10 protein-coding genes and 1 pseudogene are annotated in these 17,050 nt (G+C 60.7%); 8 read left to right on the forward strand and 3 right to left on the reverse strand.

Annotated elements, in window-relative coordinates:
* Nucleotides 1–156 precede the first annotated feature (156 nt).
* Both PSH57_RS01940 and glnA read right to left on the reverse strand, forming a co-directional pair.
* Complete coding sequence (locus PSH57_RS01940; RefSeq protein ID WP_305387482.1) at nt 157–711, reverse strand: chorismate mutase; 555 nt, start codon at nt 709–711, stop codon at nt 157–159.
* A gap of 122 nt (nt 712–833) precedes the next feature.
* Nucleotides 834–2,240: a type I glutamate--ammonia ligase gene (gene glnA / locus PSH57_RS01945; RefSeq protein ID WP_186638815.1), complete on the reverse strand. Its 1,407-nt coding sequence runs from the start codon at nt 2,238–2,240 to the stop codon at nt 834–836.
* Between the two features lie 328 nt (nt 2,241–2,568).
* Here glnA and thiI point away from each other — a divergent pair, with 328 nt between their 5' ends.
* The gene (gene thiI, locus PSH57_RS01950; protein WP_305387484.1) at nt 2,569–4,023 is read left to right on the forward strand and encodes a tRNA uracil 4-sulfurtransferase ThiI; all 1,455 of its coding nucleotides are present in this window, start codon (nt 2,569–2,571) and stop codon (nt 4,021–4,023) included.
* Between the two features lie 138 nt (nt 4,024–4,161).
* Nucleotides 4,162–5,982 carry a translational GTPase TypA gene (gene typA, locus PSH57_RS01955; RefSeq protein ID WP_305387487.1) on the forward strand — a complete coding sequence of 607 codons (1,821 nt, stop codon included), beginning with the start codon at nt 4,162–4,164 and terminating at the stop codon, nt 5,980–5,982.
* Nucleotides 5,983–6,207: 225 nt separating this feature from the next.
* Here the strand turns inward: typA and PSH57_RS01960 are convergent, their stop codons facing one another.
* Nucleotides 6,208–6,645: a YkgJ family cysteine cluster protein gene (locus PSH57_RS01960; protein WP_305387489.1), complete on the reverse strand. Its 438-nt coding sequence runs from the start codon at nt 6,643–6,645 to the stop codon at nt 6,208–6,210.
* 254 nt (nt 6,646–6,899) lie between these two features.
* Between PSH57_RS01960 and PSH57_RS01965 the strand changes: the two genes are divergently transcribed.
* The 6 genes and pseudogenes from PSH57_RS01965 (at nt 6,900) to PSH57_RS01990 (ending at nt 17,040) form a co-directional block, all read left to right on the forward strand.
* A complete protein-coding gene (locus PSH57_RS01965; RefSeq protein WP_305416296.1) occupies nt 6,900–9,350 on the forward strand; it encodes a glycogen/starch/alpha-glucan phosphorylase in 2,451 nt (816 codons plus the stop codon).
* Between the two features lie 289 nt (nt 9,351–9,639).
* Nucleotides 9,640–13,226, forward strand: a pseudogene (locus PSH57_RS01970) (DUF2339 domain-containing protein).
* On the forward strand, nt 13,223–14,584 hold the full coding sequence (locus tag PSH57_RS01975) for a DUF3999 domain-containing protein (protein WP_305416298.1): 1,362 nt from the start codon (nt 13,223–13,225) through the stop codon (nt 14,582–14,584). Before PSH57_RS01970 ends, PSH57_RS01975 begins: the two are co-directional and overlap by 4 nt.
* A gap of 240 nt (nt 14,585–14,824) precedes the next feature.
* The gene (locus PSH57_RS01980; RefSeq protein WP_305416300.1) at nt 14,825–15,835 is read left to right on the forward strand and encodes a class 1 fructose-bisphosphatase; all 1,011 of its coding nucleotides are present in this window, start codon (nt 14,825–14,827) and stop codon (nt 15,833–15,835) included.
* Between the two features lie 3 nt (nt 15,836–15,838).
* A complete protein-coding gene (locus PSH57_RS01985; protein ID WP_305387492.1) occupies nt 15,839–16,435 on the forward strand; it encodes a DUF924 family protein in 597 nt (198 codons plus the stop codon).
* A 350-nt stretch (nt 16,436–16,785) separates the two neighbouring features.
* The gene (locus PSH57_RS01990) at nt 16,786–17,040 is read left to right on the forward strand and encodes a hypothetical protein (RefSeq protein ID WP_025211369.1); all 255 of its coding nucleotides are present in this window, start codon (nt 16,786–16,788) and stop codon (nt 17,038–17,040) included.
* Nucleotides 17,041–17,050: the final 10 nt, after the last annotated feature.

Here is a 17,050-nt window from a genome sequence, read left to right on the forward strand (position 1 = left end):
CCCACATTGGAGTTGCGGCGTCCGCAGCCTTCAGGTTCGACACTGCCCCCCTGTGGGAGCGGGCTTGCTCGCGAAAGCGGAGTGTCAGTCACTGGAGTGCTGAATGTGCCGGTCTCTTCGCGAGCAGGCTCGGCCACAGGGGAAAGATGTGTGGGCTCAGGTTTTTTTGAGCACACACAGCTCTGCGGTCGCCCGAACCAGGGCCATTTGCCGCAGCGGGTCGTTATCGGTATGGGTGGCCTGGGCCAGCCATTGTGGGCATTGCGGGTCGGTGCGGTAGGGGCTGAAGTCGGCCAGTTGTTGCAGTAGACGTTTTTGCAGTTGATCCAGTTGCGGGCGGATCTGCCCAATCAGGTCCGGGCGCGGGGCGCCCGGGGCTTTGCCCTGCAGTTGCCAGTCGGACAGGTGCGCGTATTGCACCAGTTTGTTGGCTTCTATTTGCGCGGCAAAAAACGCCTCTACCGCTGCGCTGCTCAGTTTGTAAGCCGGTGCCTGGGCGACGGCGGCGGTGATCACCTCGCGTTCGCGCTGGCGATCTTCCACGGGTTTGCGGCTGTCCCATTTGCTCAAGGCGACTTGGTCGGCAATGGTCAGGCGCTCGCCTATGGTGCCCAGCAGCGGGGCGAGGGTGGCGGGTGCGGTGGCGGCCTGGGCGGCGGTGCCCAGCAACGCGGCAGACAGAGCAAGGCAGAGTGAAAGGCGGGAAGTCATGGGTGATCTCGTCTTCGAACAGTGGAGGGCGCAGACAATCATGCACGTAACTTGCGCCCATAAAAAAGGCCTCCCGAAGGAGGCCTCTCTTTGTTCACGCCGCGTGGGGCGGCACTACCGGATCAGCAGCTGTAGTACAGCTCATATTCCAGTGGGTGTACGAAGGTGCGAACCTTGATTTCTTCTTCGCTTTTCAGTGCGATGTAAGCGTCGATGAAATCATCGCTGAATACGCCGCCCTTGGTCAGGAACGCACGGCCCTTGTCCAGTTCTTCCAGGGCTTCTTTGAGGCTGCCACATACCTGTGGAATTTCCTTGGCCTCTTCAGGCGGCAGGTCATACAGGTTTTTGTCGGCGGCATCGCCAGGGTGGATCTTGTTCTGGATACCGTCCAGGCCGGCCATCATCAGTGCGGCGAAGGCCAGGTACGGGTTGGCAGCCGGATCCGGGAAGCGGGCTTCGATACGGCGAGCCTTAGGGCTGTTGACGTAAGGAATACGGATCGAGGCGGAGCGGTTGCGAGCCGAGTAGGCCAGCATGACCGGCGCTTCAAAGCCTGGTACCAGACGCTTGTAGGAGTTGGTCGACGGGTTGGTGAAGCCGTTCAGGGCCTTACCGTGCTTGATGATACCGCCGATGAAGTACAGGGCGGTGTCCGACAGGCCGGCATAACCTTCGCCTGCGAAGGTGTTCTTGCCGTCTTTGGAGATCGACATGTGCACGTGCATGCCCGAACCGTTGTCGCCGTACAGTGGCTTAGGCATGAAGGTCGCGGTGCGGCCGTAGGCGTCAGCAACGTTGTGTACGCAGTACTTCAGGGTCTGGACTTCGTCAGCCTTCTTGACCAGCGTGTTGAATTTCACGCCGATTTCGTTCTGGCCGGCAGTCGCCACTTCGTGGTGGTGAACTTCGACGGTCTGGCCCATCTCTTCCAGTGCGTTGCACATCGAGGTACGGATTTCGTGGTCGAAGTCGAACGGTGGAACCGGGAAGTAGCCGCCTTTGACGCCTGGACGGTGGCCTTTGTTGCCGCCTTCCACGTCCTGGTCGGACATCCACGAACCCTGTTCGGAGAAGATCTTGAACATGGAACCGGAGATGTCGGACTTGAACTTGACCGAGTCGAAGATGAAGAACTCAGGCTCAGGACCGAAGAATGCGGTGTCGCCGATACCGGTAGACTTCAGGTATTCCTCGGCGCGGTGGGCGATGGCGCGTGGGTCGCGGTCATAGCCTTGCATGGTCGAAGGTTCGATGATGTCGCAGACCAGGATCAGGGTCGGCTCTTCGGTGAACGGGTCCAGGACAGCAGTTTCGTCGTCCGGCATCAGGATCATGTCGGAGGCTTCGATGCCTTTCCAGCCAGAGATGGAGGAGCCGTCGAACATCTTCCCGATTTCAAAGAATTCGTCGTCCAGCGCATCACGGGCCGGCATGGTCACGTGATGTTGAGTGCCTTTGGTGTCAGTGAAGCGCAGATCAATCCACTTGACGTCATGATCTTTGATGAGTTGAACCGACTTCGACATATGTCCTCCGGGTGGCTTCGGGCGGGTAATGGTGTGCCCTTAGATATGGGTGATGCCGGCGCGAATACTCTGCCAAGGCAACCTGCCTCACAAGGGAGCAATTTGCATGCCAGTGCCCCAGCATGGGTTTTTTGCACCAAATCCACGCTTTTCAAGCCTTGAAACCCGGATTGTCGAACAATTGCGCACTGCAATGTGGCGCAGCTTGTGATCTATGACCTGTTTTGGTGCACCGAAAACCGAGTGCAGATTAACTGGTTAAACCTTGAGCAATTTCCGCTATAATCCGCGCCCCCCTTTTTCGGCTGGCCGTTCGCGCGCTGTTTTCATGAAACTAATCGTAAAAGTCTTCCCCGAGATCACCATCAAGAGCCGCCCGGTACGGATGCGTTTCATCCGCCAGTTGGCCAAGAACATCCGTGCCGTGCTCCGCGATCTGGACCCGGCTGTGGTGGTGAACGGCGTGTGGGACAACCTCGAGCTGGAAACCCGCGTCAGCGAACCCAAGATCCTCAAGGAAATGACCGAGCGCCTGAGCTGCATGCCGGGCATTGCGCATTTCCTGCAGGTCGATGAATACCCGCTGGGGGATTTCGACGACATTCTCGCCAAGTGCAAGCTTCATTACGGTGATGCCCTGGCCGGCAAGATTTTCTCGGTGCGTTGCAAGCGCGCCGGCAAACACCCGTTCAGCTCGATGGACGTGGAGAGATACGTCGGCAGCCAGTTGCGCAAGCAATGCGGCGCCGCCGGAATTTCATTGAAAGACCCGCAAATTGAAGTGCGCATCGAAATTCGCGACCAACGGTTGTTCGTGATCCACAGTCAGCACGACAGCATTGGCGGTTATCCGCTGGGTTCGCTGGAACAGACCCTGGTGTTGATGTCCGGCGGTTTCGATTCCACGGTCGCGGCCTACCAGATCATGCGTCGCGGGCTGATGAGCCATTTCTGCTTCTTCAATCTCGGCGGGCGCGCCCATGAACTGGGCGTAATGGAAGTGGCGCACTTCATCTGGAAGAAGTATGGCAGCTCCCAACGCGTGTTATTTGTGAGCGTACCGTTCGAGGAAGTCTTGGGCGAGATTCTCGGCAAAGTCGATAACAGTCATATGGGCGTCATTTTGAAGCGTATGATGTTGCGTGCCGCGTCCAGCATCGCCGATCGGTTGCACATCGATGCGCTGGTCACCGGCGAGGCGATCTCGCAGGTGTCGAGCCAGACGCTGCCGAACCTGTCAGTGATCGACTGCGTGACCGAAAAACTGGTGCTGCGCCCACTGATCGCCAGCCACAAGCAGGACATCATCGACCAGGCCAATGAAATCGGCACCGCCGAGTTTGCCCGGCACATGCCGGAGTACTGCGGGGTCATCTCGGTCAATCCGAAGACGGCGGCCAAGCGCGGGCGGGTGGAGCACGAAGAGAAAGAATTCGACATGGCGGTGCTCGAGCGTGCGCTCGAAAACGCCAGGCTGGTACCAATCGATCGGGTGATCGATGAGTTGGGCCAGGACATACAGATTGAAGAAGTCGGCGAAGCGCTGGCCGGTCAGATCATCATCGACATCCGTCACCCGGATGACGCTGAAGACGACCCGCTGAGTGTCGCCGGTATCGAGGTACAAACGATGCCGTTCTATGCAGTGAACGCGCGTTTCAAGGAACTGGACCCTACTCGCCAGTACCTGTTGTATTGCGACAAAGGCGTGATGAGTCGCCTGCATGCCCACCATTTGCTCAGTGAGGGGCATGCCAATGTGCGCGTTTATCGACCGAGCTAAGTGCCCGGGGCTGTTTGCCTGTGGCCTGCGTCACCGGCCCCCCGACGCCGCCGGCAAGCTGTAACGGCTTTGTCGGACTCAACGTAAATCGCTGCCACGACCTGTCAGCACACCGAATCCTCTGATCGAGATACACAAGTGATCGAAAATCTACGCAACATCGCCATCATTGCTCACGTTGACCATGGTAAGACCACCCTGGTAGACAAACTCTTGCGTCAATCCGGCACCCTGGAGCGCAACGAGCTCAACGACGAGCGCGTGATGGACTCCAACGACCAGGAAAAAGAGCGCGGTATTACCATCCTGGCGAAAAACACCGCCATCAACTGGAATGGCTACCACATCAACATCGTGGACACCCCGGGCCACGCCGACTTCGGTGGTGAAGTAGAGCGCGTAATGTCGATGGTCGACTCCGTGCTGCTGCTGGTCGATGCCCAGGACGGCCCTATGCCGCAAACCCGTTTCGTGACCAAGAAGGCTTTCGAAGCCGGCCTGCGTCCGATCGTGGTCATCAACAAGGTTGACCGTCCAGGCGCGCGTCCGGACTGGGTTCTGGACCAGATTTTCGACCTGTTCGACAACCTGGGCGCCACCGAAGAACAGCTGGACTTCAAAGTCGTCTACGCCTCGGCCCTGAACGGCATTGCCGGTCTGGACCACACCAACATGGCCGAAGACATGACCCCGCTGTACCAGTCGATCGTCGACGACGTACCTGCGCCGAAAGTCGACCGTGACGGTCCGTTCCAGATGCAAATCTCGGCCCTGGACTACAACAGCTTCCTGGGTGTGATCGGTGTTGGCCGCATCGCCCGTGGTCGCGTCAAGCCGAACACTCCGGTCGTGGCTATCGACGCCGACGGCAAGAAGCGCAACGGTCGTATCCTCAAGCTGATGGGTCACCACGGCCTGCACCGCATCGACGTTGACGAGGCAGCTGCCGGCGACATCGTCTGCATCAGCGGCTTCGAGCAGCTGTTCATCTCCGACACTCTGTGCGACCCACTGAACGTCGAAGCGATGAAGCCGTTGACCGTCGACGAGCCAACCGTTTCCATGACCTTCCAGGTCAACGACTCGCCATTCTGCGGTAAAGAAGGCAAGTTCGTGACCAGCCGTAACATCAAGGAGCGTCTGGACAAGGAGCTGCTCTACAACGTGGCACTGCGCGTTGAAGAAGGCGACTCGGCCGACAAGTTCAAGGTTTCCGGCCGTGGTGAGCTGCACCTCTCGGTTCTGATCGAAACCATGCGTCGCGAAGGCTTCGAAATGGGCGTAGGTCGTCCTGAAGTGATCATCCGTATGGTTGACGGCGTCAAGCACGAACCGTACGAAAACGTGACCATCGACCTGCCGGAAGAATCCCAGGGCGCGATCATGGAACAAATGGGCCTGCGCAAGGGCGACCTGACCAACATGGTTCCGGATGGCAAGGGCCGTGTGCGCCTTGAGTACAACATCCCGGCCCGTGGCCTGATCGGTTTCCGTAACGAATTCCTGACCCTGACCTCCGGTGGCGGCATCCTGACTTCGATCTTCGATCGTTACGACGTGATGAAGTCCGGCGACATGTCCGGCCGTCAGAACGGTGTTCTGGTATCGGTTGCTACCGGCAAGGCACTGACCTACTCGCTGGAAACCCTGCAAGCGCGCGGCAAGCTGTTCGTCGAGCACGGCCAGGATATCTACGAAGGTCAAATCGTCGGCCTCAACAGCCGCGACAACGACCTGGGCGTGAACCCGACCAAGGGCAAGAAGCTCGACAACATGCGTGCTTCGGGCAAAGACGAAACCATCGCCCTGGTTCCGCCGGTCAAGTTCACCCTGGAGCAAGCGCTGGAGTTCGTGCAGGAAGACGAACTGTGCGAAGTGACGCCTAAGTCGATTCGCCTGCGTAAGAAGATCCTTGGCGAAAGCGAGCGTACCCGCGCTGCCAAGAAAAGCGGTAACTGAGTTTCGACTTAGTTAATGGCTGAAAAAAACGCCCCTGATTGTGAGGTCAGGGGCGTTTTTTTATGCCTGGAATTTGTGCGTCACTTCTTAGGGCCCTATCGCGAGCAGGCTCGCTCCCACAGTGGATTTTCAGCGGATACAGATGTTGTGTCCGGCATAAGTCCAGTGTGGGAGCGAGCCTGCTCGCGATGACAATGGTTCAGGCACTAAAGAGTCAGCGGCTGATCAGAACTTGTCCAACGTCCGCGGATTACGCTCGCGCACCACTTCCTTGGGCTTGTACGCGCAATACCCCGGCCTCGGCCCGACTCGCGGATGGTTGCGGCAGGTGTCCGGGCGTTTCTCGTAAATGGTGCACAACCGGCTCTTGCGATCCAGATACAGGCAATCGTTGTTGCTCATGCGCTGGAGCGTGAAGATTTCGGATTTCTGGTTATAGCGCTCGACGATCCCTTCCTTTTGCAGGCGTTTGGCGATGTTTTTCGGCGGGTCGCCCAGCTCGAACTCATCGACGATGCCGATCCGGATCAGGTCCTTGATCTTGACCTCCACCGGCAGTGTGCAGCAGCTCGACACGCAGGAACCGCACATTGGCGCGGAGTACTTGGCCCAGGTATCGATTCGGTCGATCTCCGCGGCGGCGATCAGGTTGGGCTTCATCATCAAGGTTTACCAGCATGCATCAGGGCGCGCGATCATACCGGGACTGGTGAAATTTTGAACGACCATCTGCCGGTTTTTTTTCGAGCCCGGCAAAACTTTTCCTGGACCGGCACGGCCCCTGCATTCATTCGCTCATATGGCAATTCCCTGGCGGCGATTCTCCGGCACCGCGGAAAAACCAACGAACCTGCGCCTGTAGCGCCTGTCAGACCGTCTAGGCTCAGACAATTTCATGCTCGTTCGAGGTCTCACCAATGACTCAAGAACCACTTGTTCGCGAAGCCGAAGTGGCTGCATTTCGCGATGCCGTGTTGACCAAACTCACTTACGCCGTTGGCAAGGACCCGGATCATGCGTTTGATCACGACTGGTTCGAAGCCATTGCCCTGGCCGCCCGCGACCATATGGTCGAGCACTGGATGGACCACACGCGACAGATCTACCGCAAGGGCCAGAAACGCGTCTATTACCTTTCCCTGGAATTTCTCATCGGTCGCTTGCTCTATGACAGCCTGAGCAACCTCGGTCTACTGGACACCGCCCGCGAAGCCTTGACCGAGCTGGGCGTGGATCTGGAGCGCATTCGGCTGCTCGAACCCGATGCGGCGTTGGGCAACGGCGGCCTCGGCCGGTTGGCGGCATGTTTCATGGAAAGCATGTCCACCCTGGGCATTGCCGGCCATGGCTACGGCATTCGTTACGAACACGGCCTGTTTCGCCAGGCGATCGTCGATGGCTGGCAGCAGGAGCAAACCGAACACTGGCTGGATTTCGGCAACCCCTGGGAGTTCGAGCGGCCTGAAGTGGTCTACCCGATCGGCTTCGGCGGCAGCGTCGAGACCGTGACCGACGCCTCCGGCAATACCAAGCAAGTGTGGTCCCCGGGCGAAACCGTGCGAGCCATCGCCTATGACACGCCCGTGGTGGGTTGGCGCGGTGCCAGCGTCAACACCCTGCGTCTGTGGCGCGCCCGGGCCATGGAAGAGCTGCACCTGGAGCGTTTCAATGCCGGCGACCATTTGGGCGCCGTGGCGGAAGTGGCCCGGGCCGAAAGTATCTCCCGCGTGCTGTACCCGGCCGACAGCACCGAGGCGGGCCAGGAACTACGCCTGCGCCAGGAGTATTTCTTTGTCGCCGCCTCATTGCAGGATTTGTTGCGCCGTCATCGCAACATGCACACCTCGGTGTTGACCCTGGGTGATCACGCGGCGATTCAGCTCAACGACACCCACCCGTCCATCGCCGTGGCCGAATTGATGCGTCAATTGGTGGACGTCTACGACGTGGCCTGGGACGCCGCCTGGCAGATCACCCAGGACACGCTCTCCTACACCAACCACACGCTGTTGCCAGAAGCCCTGGAAACCTGGCCGGTGGGGCTGATGGAACGCATGTTGCCGCGGCACATGCAGATCATCTACCTGATCAACGCCCAGCACATCGATTCTCTGCGGTCCAAGGGCGTGCACGATTTCGACGTGCTGCGCGCGGTGTCACTGATTGAGGAAGACAATGGCCGCCGGGTGCGCATGGGCAACCTCGCGTTCCTCGGTTCCCACAGTGTCAACGGCGTATCGGCGTTGCACACACAATTGATGCGCAACACGGTGTTTTCCGAGCTGCACACGCTCTACCCCGAACGGATCAACAACAAGACCAATGGCATCACTTTCCGCCGCTGGTTGTTCCAGGCCAACGCTGAATTGACCTCGATGATGGTCGATGCCCTGGGGCCGAGCGTGCTCGACAACCCCGAGGAGCGCCTGATTGAGCTTGAGCCGTTCGCTGATCAACCGGCGTTCCGCAAACAGTTCGCCGAACAGCGCCTGCACAGCAAAAAGGCCTTGGCGCACCTGATTCACGAGCGGTTGGGTGTTGCCGTGAACCCGGCGGCGATGTTCGACGTGCAGGTCAAACGGATCCATGAATACAAGCGCCAGTTGCTCAACCTGATGCACACCGTGGCGCTGTACCAGGCAATCCGCGCCGAACCGGAAGTGGACTGGGTGCCACGGGTGAAAATCTTCGCCGGCAAGGCCGCCGCCAGTTATCACCAGGCCAAGTTGATCATCAAGCTGACCAACGATATTGCCCGCGTGGTGAACAACGACCCGACCGTGCGCGGCCTGCTCAAAGTGGTGTTCCTGCCCAACTACAACGTCAGCCTGGCCGAGAGCATCATCCCGGCGGCGGACCTTTCCGAGCAGATTTCCACGGCCGGTTTTGAAGCGTCAGGCACCAGTAACATGAAGTTCGGTCTTAACGGTGCGCTGACCATCGGCACCATGGACGGCGCCAACGTGGAGATGCATGAGCGTGTGGGCGGTGAGCACATGTTCATCTTCGGCCTGACGGCCGAGCAGGTGGAGGCCCGCAAGCAGAACGGCGAGTTCAGCGCCGCGCCGGACATTGCCGCGTCTCATCGCCTCAACGATGTGTTGCAGGCCATTCGCGGCGGAGTGTTTTCGCCAGACGATCCGATGCGTTACACCGGGCTTGTCGATTCACTGGTGGATTACGATCGCTTTCTGGTCTGCGCCGACTTCGACGCTTACTGGGATGCCCAGGCCAGGGTCGAAGAGCGCTGGCACGACGCCCAGCAATGGTGGCGTTCGGCGGTGCTCAACACGGCGCGCATGGGCTGGTTTTCCTCCGACCGGACCATCCGTGAATACGCCACCGACATCTGGAAAGCCTTGGAGTAGCAGTTGCAGGAAATGTGAGCGAAGCCCAACGGTGGTTGGGCTTGGTCGATATACTAAGCGCCAGTTTCGCCGGGCTGTGTGGCCGGGTTCAGTAATTGGAAACACCGGTAACCTCATGTGGGAGCGGGCTTGCTCGCGAAGGCGGCGTGTCAGGCAATGTTGATGTTGTCTGGCACACCGCCTTCGCGAGCAAGCCCGCTCCCACAAGGTTTGTGTGGTTCCTCTAGACTGAAGCAGACACCGCATCACTCCGGTTACGTCAGCAAAGGGCCGCTTAGGGATATCGACCATGCAATGGATCTTAACGCTGTTGGGCCTGGCACTCGGCTGGGTGGTGGATGAGTCGTTCGCCGATGCGCTGATAGGCGCGTTGCTGGGCCTTGGCGTTGCTCAGGGCATTCGTCTCAGCCGCCTCGGTGCTCACGCCGCCGAACAGCAGAACCAGTTGCAAACGGCCCAGCGCGCCTTGAGCGCACTGGAGCAGCGGCTGATCGTGCTTGAGCGCAGTACTGTCGCCGCCTCGGGCGAACCTGCGCCATCGCCCGAGATCGTCGTGGCTCAGGTTCCAGAGCCCGAAATCCAATCCGAACCGGAGCTGGTCTGGGAACTGCCGCCGGACCTTGAAGCTGTTCCCGCGATGACTGCACAAACCGGCCAGCCGTTGCCCGACGACGTATGGCGGCCTACACCGGTCGTCTCCAAACCCGTTCAATCGGAGCCGGCTGTCCCTCGTGATCCGAGTCTGCTCGAGCGTGCCTTGGCGCGGGCGCGCGTAACTGGCTGTTTGGCGGTAATACCGTGCTGCGGGTCGGCGTGGTGCTGTTGTTCCTCGGTTTGGCATTTCTGCTGCGCTATGCCACGGAAGGCATGGTCGTGCCCATCGAGTTGCGTTATGCCGGCGTCGCGGCCAGTGCGTTGGGCCTGCTAGGCCTGGGCTGGTGGCTGCGCCAGCGCAACAGCAACTACGCGCTGATGTTGCAGGGCACCGGGATCGCGGTGCTGTACCTGACCGTGTTCGCCGCCATGCGCCTGCATCCGCTGCTCGACTCCAAAGCGGCCTTGGGCTTGCTGGTGGCGGTCACGGTGTTCTCGGCGATTCTGGCGGTGAGCCAAAATGCCCTCGGCCTTGCTGCGGTAGCGGCGCTGGGCGGGTTTGCCGCGCCGATCCTGACGTCCACCGGCAGCGGTAACCATGTCGCGCTGTTCAGCTACTTCATCCTGCTCAATGCCGGCATCCTGGCGATTGCCTGGTTCAAGGCCTGGCGTCTGCTCAACCTGATTGGTTTTGTCGGCACCTTCGGCATCGGTTTTGCCTGGGGCTTGCGCTCTTATGGGCCAGAACTGCTCTGGAGCACCGAGCCGTTCCTGATTGTTTTCTTCCTGATGTACCTGGCGATCGGCTTGCTGTTCACCCGACGCAAGTTGCTGGAAATGGGCGATGGCCCCGAGGACGAAAGCCGCGATGCGCTGTTGCGCTGGTCGGCCCGCAAGGGCGACTACGTGGACGGCACGATGCTGTTCGGTCCGCCGCTGGTGGGGTTCGGTTTGCAGTTCGCGCTGGTGCAGCATCTGGAGTTCGCCGCTGCGTTTAGCGCCTTGGCCCTGGGCATGATCTACATGGGGCTGGCGCGGGTATTGATGGGTGGCCGCGCCGTCCTGTTGGCCGAAACCTGCCTCGCTCTGGGGGTGATTTTTGCCAGCCTGGCGATTCCCCTGGGCCTCGACGCCCGGTGGACCGCGGCGGCATGGGCTGTGGAAGGTGCGGGGATTTTCTGGTTGGGCCTGCGTCAGCAGCGGCCTTTGGCCCGGGCTTTTGCCTTGCTGCTGCAACTGGGCTCGGCGCTGGCCTTTGTCAGCGAGTTGCGTCAGGGCGACAGCAGCCTGATCGATGGCGCGCCGCTGGGCGCGTTGATGCTGGGTGGCGCCTTGCTGTTCAGTTTCTACCAATTGCGCAAGACCGCGCCTGAGCACACCACACGTTGGGAGCGCCAGGGCCTGCCGGTGCTGGCTGTGCTGGGGTTGAGCTTTCTCTATCTGCTGGCGCCGCTGTTCTTGTTCACTCACGGCACCGCCATTGCCTGGGCCCTGGCCGGTCTGGCGACGCTGTTCGCGGGCCTGCGCCTGCAATCGCGCAGCTTCCTGTTTACCGCGTTCGCGGTGCAGTTGCTGGGTGGCGCGCTGTTCCTGTTGCGTTTGCAGGGTGCCGAAGGGGATTCGACAGCCGTGTTCAGCGCTGGCTGGAGCGGTTTGCTCAGCGCCTCCCTGATTGGCTTGGCGCTGATTGGCGGCATGCTGCTGGCGGCGCGCGATGACATGGTACGCAACGATGTGCGGTTGCTGCGCGGGTTGTCGGTGGTGCTGCTGGCGGGGTTGGTGCTGATCAACCTCGCCGTGCTTTTCGTCCTGCCCTGGCAAACGGCGAGCGGTGTATGGGCGGCCAGCGGCCTGTTGATCATCTGGCTGAGCCTGTACCTGAAGCAGCGCGTGAGTTTTGTGTTTGGCCTGCTGTTGCAGTTGATCGGCGGCGCGGCGTTCCTTGCCGCCGGGTCGGCGCTGCTCGGGCCACTGAGTGCCGAGGATCTGCGGCCCTTGGCTCACAGCGGGTTCTGGACGCCGCTGGTGCTGGGGTTGGCGGCACTGGTGGGCGCATGGCGATTGCAGCGCGGTCATCCTTCGGCGGTATTCCAGGCCTTGAGCTTGCAGCGTTTGTCCGAGTTGCTGCTGGTCTGGGGCGCAGGCTGGTGGGCGCTGGCGTGGGTCAGCGAAGTGCTCCGCTTTGCACCGCAGCACCTGCAAGGTCATTTGTTGCTGATCGTCGCGGCAATCAGTGTGGCGCTGTGGACATTGCTGGCGCTGCGTTTGAAATGGCCGGCGATGGGGTTGCTATGCACCTTGCTGATTCTGGTGGCGGGCTGCGTGCTGGTCGCGACCGGGCACAGCCGTTATCACCCGGCGGCGGATTTCGGCTGGCTGGCCTGGTTCGCTGTGTTCGCCGTACATTTCCTTTCTCTGAAACGCCTGGCGCCGATACTGCCGGCCCGGGCGTGCAGCACCGCCCATGTGCTCGGTTGCTGGCTGCTGATCGGTGTGCTGGCGCTGGAGGTGCGTTACGGCCTGCTGCTGTTGTCCGAGCAGTACAACGCCTGGCGCTGGCTGGGTTGGGCGATTCTGCCGAGCCTGTACCTGGTGCTGATGGCCGCGCCGCGCACCTGGCCATGGCCGGTCTCGGCTTACCCTCGCGAATATCGCGTGTACGCGGCGGCGCCGCTGGCGCTGTTGATGCTGGGCTGGTTCTGGCTGGCCAACACTTTCAGCGACGGCAGTGCCGAACCGTTGCCCTATGTGCCGCTGCTCAACCCGTTGGAGCTGGGCTTGCTGTTCGCCTTGTTTGGCGTCTACGTATGGACTCGCAGCGCGGTGTCGCAACTGGCAATCCGATGGGGTCATGCCGGACACGTCGCCCAGTTGATCGCTGGCGTGTCGCTGTTCACGTTCTTCACCGCCATGGTGATGCGCAGTGCTCACCATTGGATCGGTGTGCCGTTCGAGCTGGAGGCGTTGCTCGAATCCATGTTTGTGCAGGCCGGGCTGTCCATCGTCTGGACCCTGATTGCCCTGGGCCTGATGATCGGTGGGCATCTGCGCCATCGTCGTGAGGTGTGGCTGATCGGTGCGGCGTTGATCGCCGTGGTGGTGGCCAAGCTGTTCTTTGTCGAGTTGAGTAACCGTGGCGGTCTGGCGCGGATTGTGTCGTTTATCGGCGTGGGTGTATTGCTGTTGGTAGTGGGCTACTTCGCGCCGCTGCCGCCAAAACGCCCGGAAGGGGGCTCGCGGACCGAGCCGCCAATACCTGTCAGTGAGGGAGTGTCGTCTTGAGTCGCAAGTTGAGTCGGATCGGGTTGGGCGTGGCGGGGTTGTGGGTGGCCTTGTCGGTGACGGCCCAGGAACAACCGGCGGATTTCGCCCATCAGGTGCCATTGTCCTTGAGCGGCGAGGGGCCGTGGTATCGCCTGGCGTTGCCCCTGGGGATTCAGTTGCAAGCGCGACAGACCGACCTGAGCGACCTGCGGGTGTTCAACGCCGCCGGGCAGGCCCAGGCCTATGCCTTGGTTCGCGAGACTGCCCAGAGCCGGGAAAACCGCACCACCGACGTGAAGTGGTTCCCGTTGTACAACGCCGCCGATGACAACGAGCGCGCGCCCAGCGTACGGGTGCAATCGAGCGCCAGCGGCACGCTGGTGCAGGTGCAGCCGTCCAGCAGGCTCGAAGCGGGGGAGGAGGAGCTGCGCGGCTGGCTGCTGGATGCCAGTGCGATCAAGGCGCCCTTGCAGCAGTTGATCCTCGACTGGACCAGCGAGCGCGACGGCTTCCAGCGCTTCACCATCGAAGCCAGTGACGACTTGCAACAGTGGCAGGCGTGGGGCGAAGGCCAAGTGGCGCGGCTGACCTTTGCCGATGAGCGAGTGGAGCAGCATGAGGTCAGCTTGCCAGGACAACCGGCGCGTTATCTGCGGTTGCTGTGGCAATCGCCGTCATCGGCGCCGGTGTTGACCTCGGCCCAGTTGCAGAGCGGCAGTCGCGAAAGCCTGCCGTTGCCGTTGGTCTGGTCGCAGCCTTTGGCCGGCAGCACCACGAAGGCTGGGCAGTACACCTGGCAGTTGCCCATGGGGCTGAATGTCGAGCAGGTGCAGGTCGAACTGAACCAGGCCAACAGCCTGGCGCCGGTGACCCTGGCCGGACGGCGTGAAAGCAGCCAGCCGTGGCAAACACTGAACAGCGGTTTGCTGTATCGCCTGACCCAGAACGGCGAGGATGTGCTGCAAAACCAACTGCAACTGTCGGGGCAGACCGTGCAGCAATTGAAGCTGACGGTGGACGAACGGGGCGGCGGCCTCGGTGCCGAAGCGCCAGCCTTGCGTTTTGCCGTGCGCCCGACCCAAGTGGTGTTCCTGGCACGGGGCGAGGGCCCCTACAGCCTGGCACTGGGCAATGCGACGGTGAAAGCGGCCAGCCTGCCACTGGCCACGCTGGTGCCCGATTACAAACCGTCACGCCTGGCGACGCTGGGTACGGCGAAGGCTAATGGCGGAACGACCTCGGCGCCGGCTGCCGCAACACCCACTGTCGAGACCAGCTGGAAGAAAATCGGCTTGTGGGCGGTGTTGCTGATCAGCGTACTGGTCCTCGCGGCGATGGCCTTCAGCTTGCTGCGCAAGCCACCGGTCAAATCCTGAGCCTGGGGCAACCGATAAACCGAGTCGCCTGCTTCGCGAGCAAGCCCGCTCCCACAGGAGTCCGCATTCCAATGTGGGAGCGGGCTTGCTCGCGAAAGCGATCTTCCAGCCACCCAAAATCCACGAGCAACCGCCACCCCGTGAACTCAATCCTCCATTCCCCGTCTCATAGGAGGAATTAAGTCCCGACTCGCGCTAAACTGCGCAGGTTTTTCCGCCCCCTATTCTTCGGAGCCGTCCATGTCCCGCGTTACCTTGAGTCGCTATTTGATTGAGCAGACCCGCAGCAACAACACCCCTGCCGATCTGCGCTTTTTGATCGAAGTGGTGGCGCGTGCATGCAAGGAGATCAGCCACGCCGTATCCAAAGGCGCCCTGGGTGGTGTCCTGGGCAGCATGGGTACCGAAAACGTGCAGGGCGAAGTGCAGAAAAAGCTCGACGTGCTCTCTAACGAAATCCTGCTCGAAGCCAACGAATGGGGCGGTCACCTGGCCGGCATGGCGTCCGAGGAAATGGACAACGCCTACCAGATTCCAGGCAAATACCCCAAGGGTGCTTACCTGCTGGTGTTCGACCCACTGGACGGTTCGTCGAACATCGATATCAACGCGCCGGTGGGCACCATCTTCTCGGTACTGCGTTGCCCGAACGAATACCTGAGCCAAAACGAAGCCTTGAATGAAAAGGCGTTCCTGCAACCAGGCACCGAGCAGGTAGCCGCCGGTTATGCCATCTACGGCCCGCAGACCATGTTGGTGCTGACCCTGGGCGACGGCGTCAAAGGTTTCACTCTGGACCGTGAGATGGGCAGCTTCGTACTGACCCACGAAGACATCACCATTCCGGAAAGCACCCAGGAATTCGCCATCAACATGTCCAATCAGCGTCACTGGGAAGCCCCGGTACAACGCTACGTTGGCGAATTGCTGGCCGGTGAAGAAGGTCCGCTGAAAAAGAACTACAACATGCGCTGGGTCGCCGCGATGGTCGCCGACGTACACCGCATCCTGACCCGTGGCGGTCTGTTCATGTACCCGCGCGACAGCCGCGAGCCGTCCAAGCCGGGCAAACTGCGCCTGATGTACGAAGCCAACCCGATGTCGTTCCTGGTGGAACAGGCTGGCGGTGCCTCCACTGACGGTCACCAGCGTATTCTCGACATCCAGCCTGAAGGCCTGCACCAGCGTGTGGCGGTGTTCCTGGGTTCGAAGGAAGAAGTCGCCCGCGCCACGGCCTACCACAAGGAATAAATCATGGCCCAGCCCTGGCAGTCGTTGCTCGATTGGTGGTTTGGCTCAGCCAAATCGCCGGACGAAATAGCCGCTGACAAAGGCAAGCTGTGGTTTGGCAAACGCCATGATCGCCAGGCGCACGAGCGCTTCGGCGATCAGGTCGAGCAGGCACTGGCCGGCGAATTGACCGACTGGGCGCAACGCCCCGAAGGCTGGCTGGCCCTGGTGCTGTTGCTCGATCAGCTCCCGCGAATGATCTTTCGCGACACCCCCAAGGCTTTTTCCGGTGACCTGCGTGCCCAAGCGCTGGTGGCCCAAGGCATGGCGGCGGGCTTTGACCGGCAACTCGAACCGATCCAGCGGGTATTCATCTACCTGGTGCTCGAACATTGTGAAAACCTGGCGGTGCAGAATGAAGCGGTTTCCCGTTTCATCGAACTGACCCGCGAGCAGCCCGAGGCGGATCGGGCGGTGTTCGAAGACAACCTGGATTACGCCGAGCGGCATCAGAAGATCATTGCGCGGTTTGGGCGCTTTCCCCATCGCAATGCGGTGTTGGGGCGTGAGTCTACGGCTGATGAACAGGAATTCTTGGGCAGGCCTGGGTCGAGGTTCTGAATTTTCTGCGACGCTGATGCCGTCTTCGCGAGCAAGCCCGCTCCCACAGTCGATCGCGTTTCCCTGGTAGAGCGCGGTCAACTGTGGGAGCGGGCTTGCTCGCGAAAGGGCCCTTGAAAGCGCTAGATCCGGAAACTGCCCACCAACTGCTTTAACCGCGCCGCTTGCTGTTCAAGGTCGGCACAGCCCCGACGAAATACACGACGGCGTCACAAACGGGTTGATTCACCCATGAAACACCTGCTCAACCCCCAACAAATACTGGGTCTGTCGGGGAACCAGATAGGGGTTTTCTCTTCTAAGGTTCTGGTTGGCACCCTGCCACCCCCTTCCGTTCCAGGAGTTACACCATGTCGCTGCGATCTATCGCCTTGTTGTCCTTGTGCGTCTTGTTGACGGCATGCAGCAAGGTCAACCAGGAAAACTATTCGAAACTGTCTGCCGGCATGCCCAAGGCCGAAGTCGAAACGTTACTGGGGAAACCGACCGATTGTTCGGGCGCGCTCGGCATGTCCAGTTGCACCTGGGGCGACCAGAAGAGCTTTATCAGCGTGCAGTACGCCGGTGACAAAGTGTTGATGTTTTCCGGCCAAGGCCTGAAGTAAACCGGGGCCA

This window comes from Pseudomonas hefeiensis, assembly GCF_030687835.1.
In the GTDB taxonomy this organism is placed as follows: domain Bacteria; phylum Pseudomonadota; class Gammaproteobacteria; order Pseudomonadales; family Pseudomonadaceae; genus Aquipseudomonas; species Aquipseudomonas hefeiensis.

What these genes read in the sequence shown, in the direction of transcription:
- PSH57_RS01940 (WP_305387482.1), bottom strand. Translation starts at nt 711, where the DNA reads ATGACTTCCCGCCTTTCACTCTGCCTTGCTCTGTCTGCCGCGTTGCTG.
- glnA (WP_186638815.1), bottom strand. Translation starts at nt 2,240, where the DNA reads ATGTCGAAGTCGGTTCAACTCATCAAAGATCATGACGTCAAGTGGATT.
- thiI (WP_305387484.1), top strand. Translation starts at nt 2,569, where the DNA reads ATGAAACTAATCGTAAAAGTCTTCCCCGAGATCACCATCAAGAGCCGC.
- PSH57_RS01960 (WP_305387489.1), bottom strand. Translation starts at nt 6,645, where the DNA reads ATGATGAAGCCCAACCTGATCGCCGCCGCGGAGATCGACCGAATCGAT.
- PSH57_RS01965 (WP_305416296.1), top strand. Translation starts at nt 6,900, where the DNA reads ATGACTCAAGAACCACTTGTTCGCGAAGCCGAAGTGGCTGCATTTCGC.
- PSH57_RS01980 (WP_305416300.1), top strand. Translation starts at nt 14,825, where the DNA reads ATGTCCCGCGTTACCTTGAGTCGCTATTTGATTGAGCAGACCCGCAGC.
- PSH57_RS01985 (WP_305387492.1), top strand. Translation starts at nt 15,839, where the DNA reads ATGGCCCAGCCCTGGCAGTCGTTGCTCGATTGGTGGTTTGGCTCAGCC.
- PSH57_RS01990 (WP_025211369.1), top strand. Translation starts at nt 16,786, where the DNA reads ATGTCGCTGCGATCTATCGCCTTGTTGTCCTTGTGCGTCTTGTTGACG.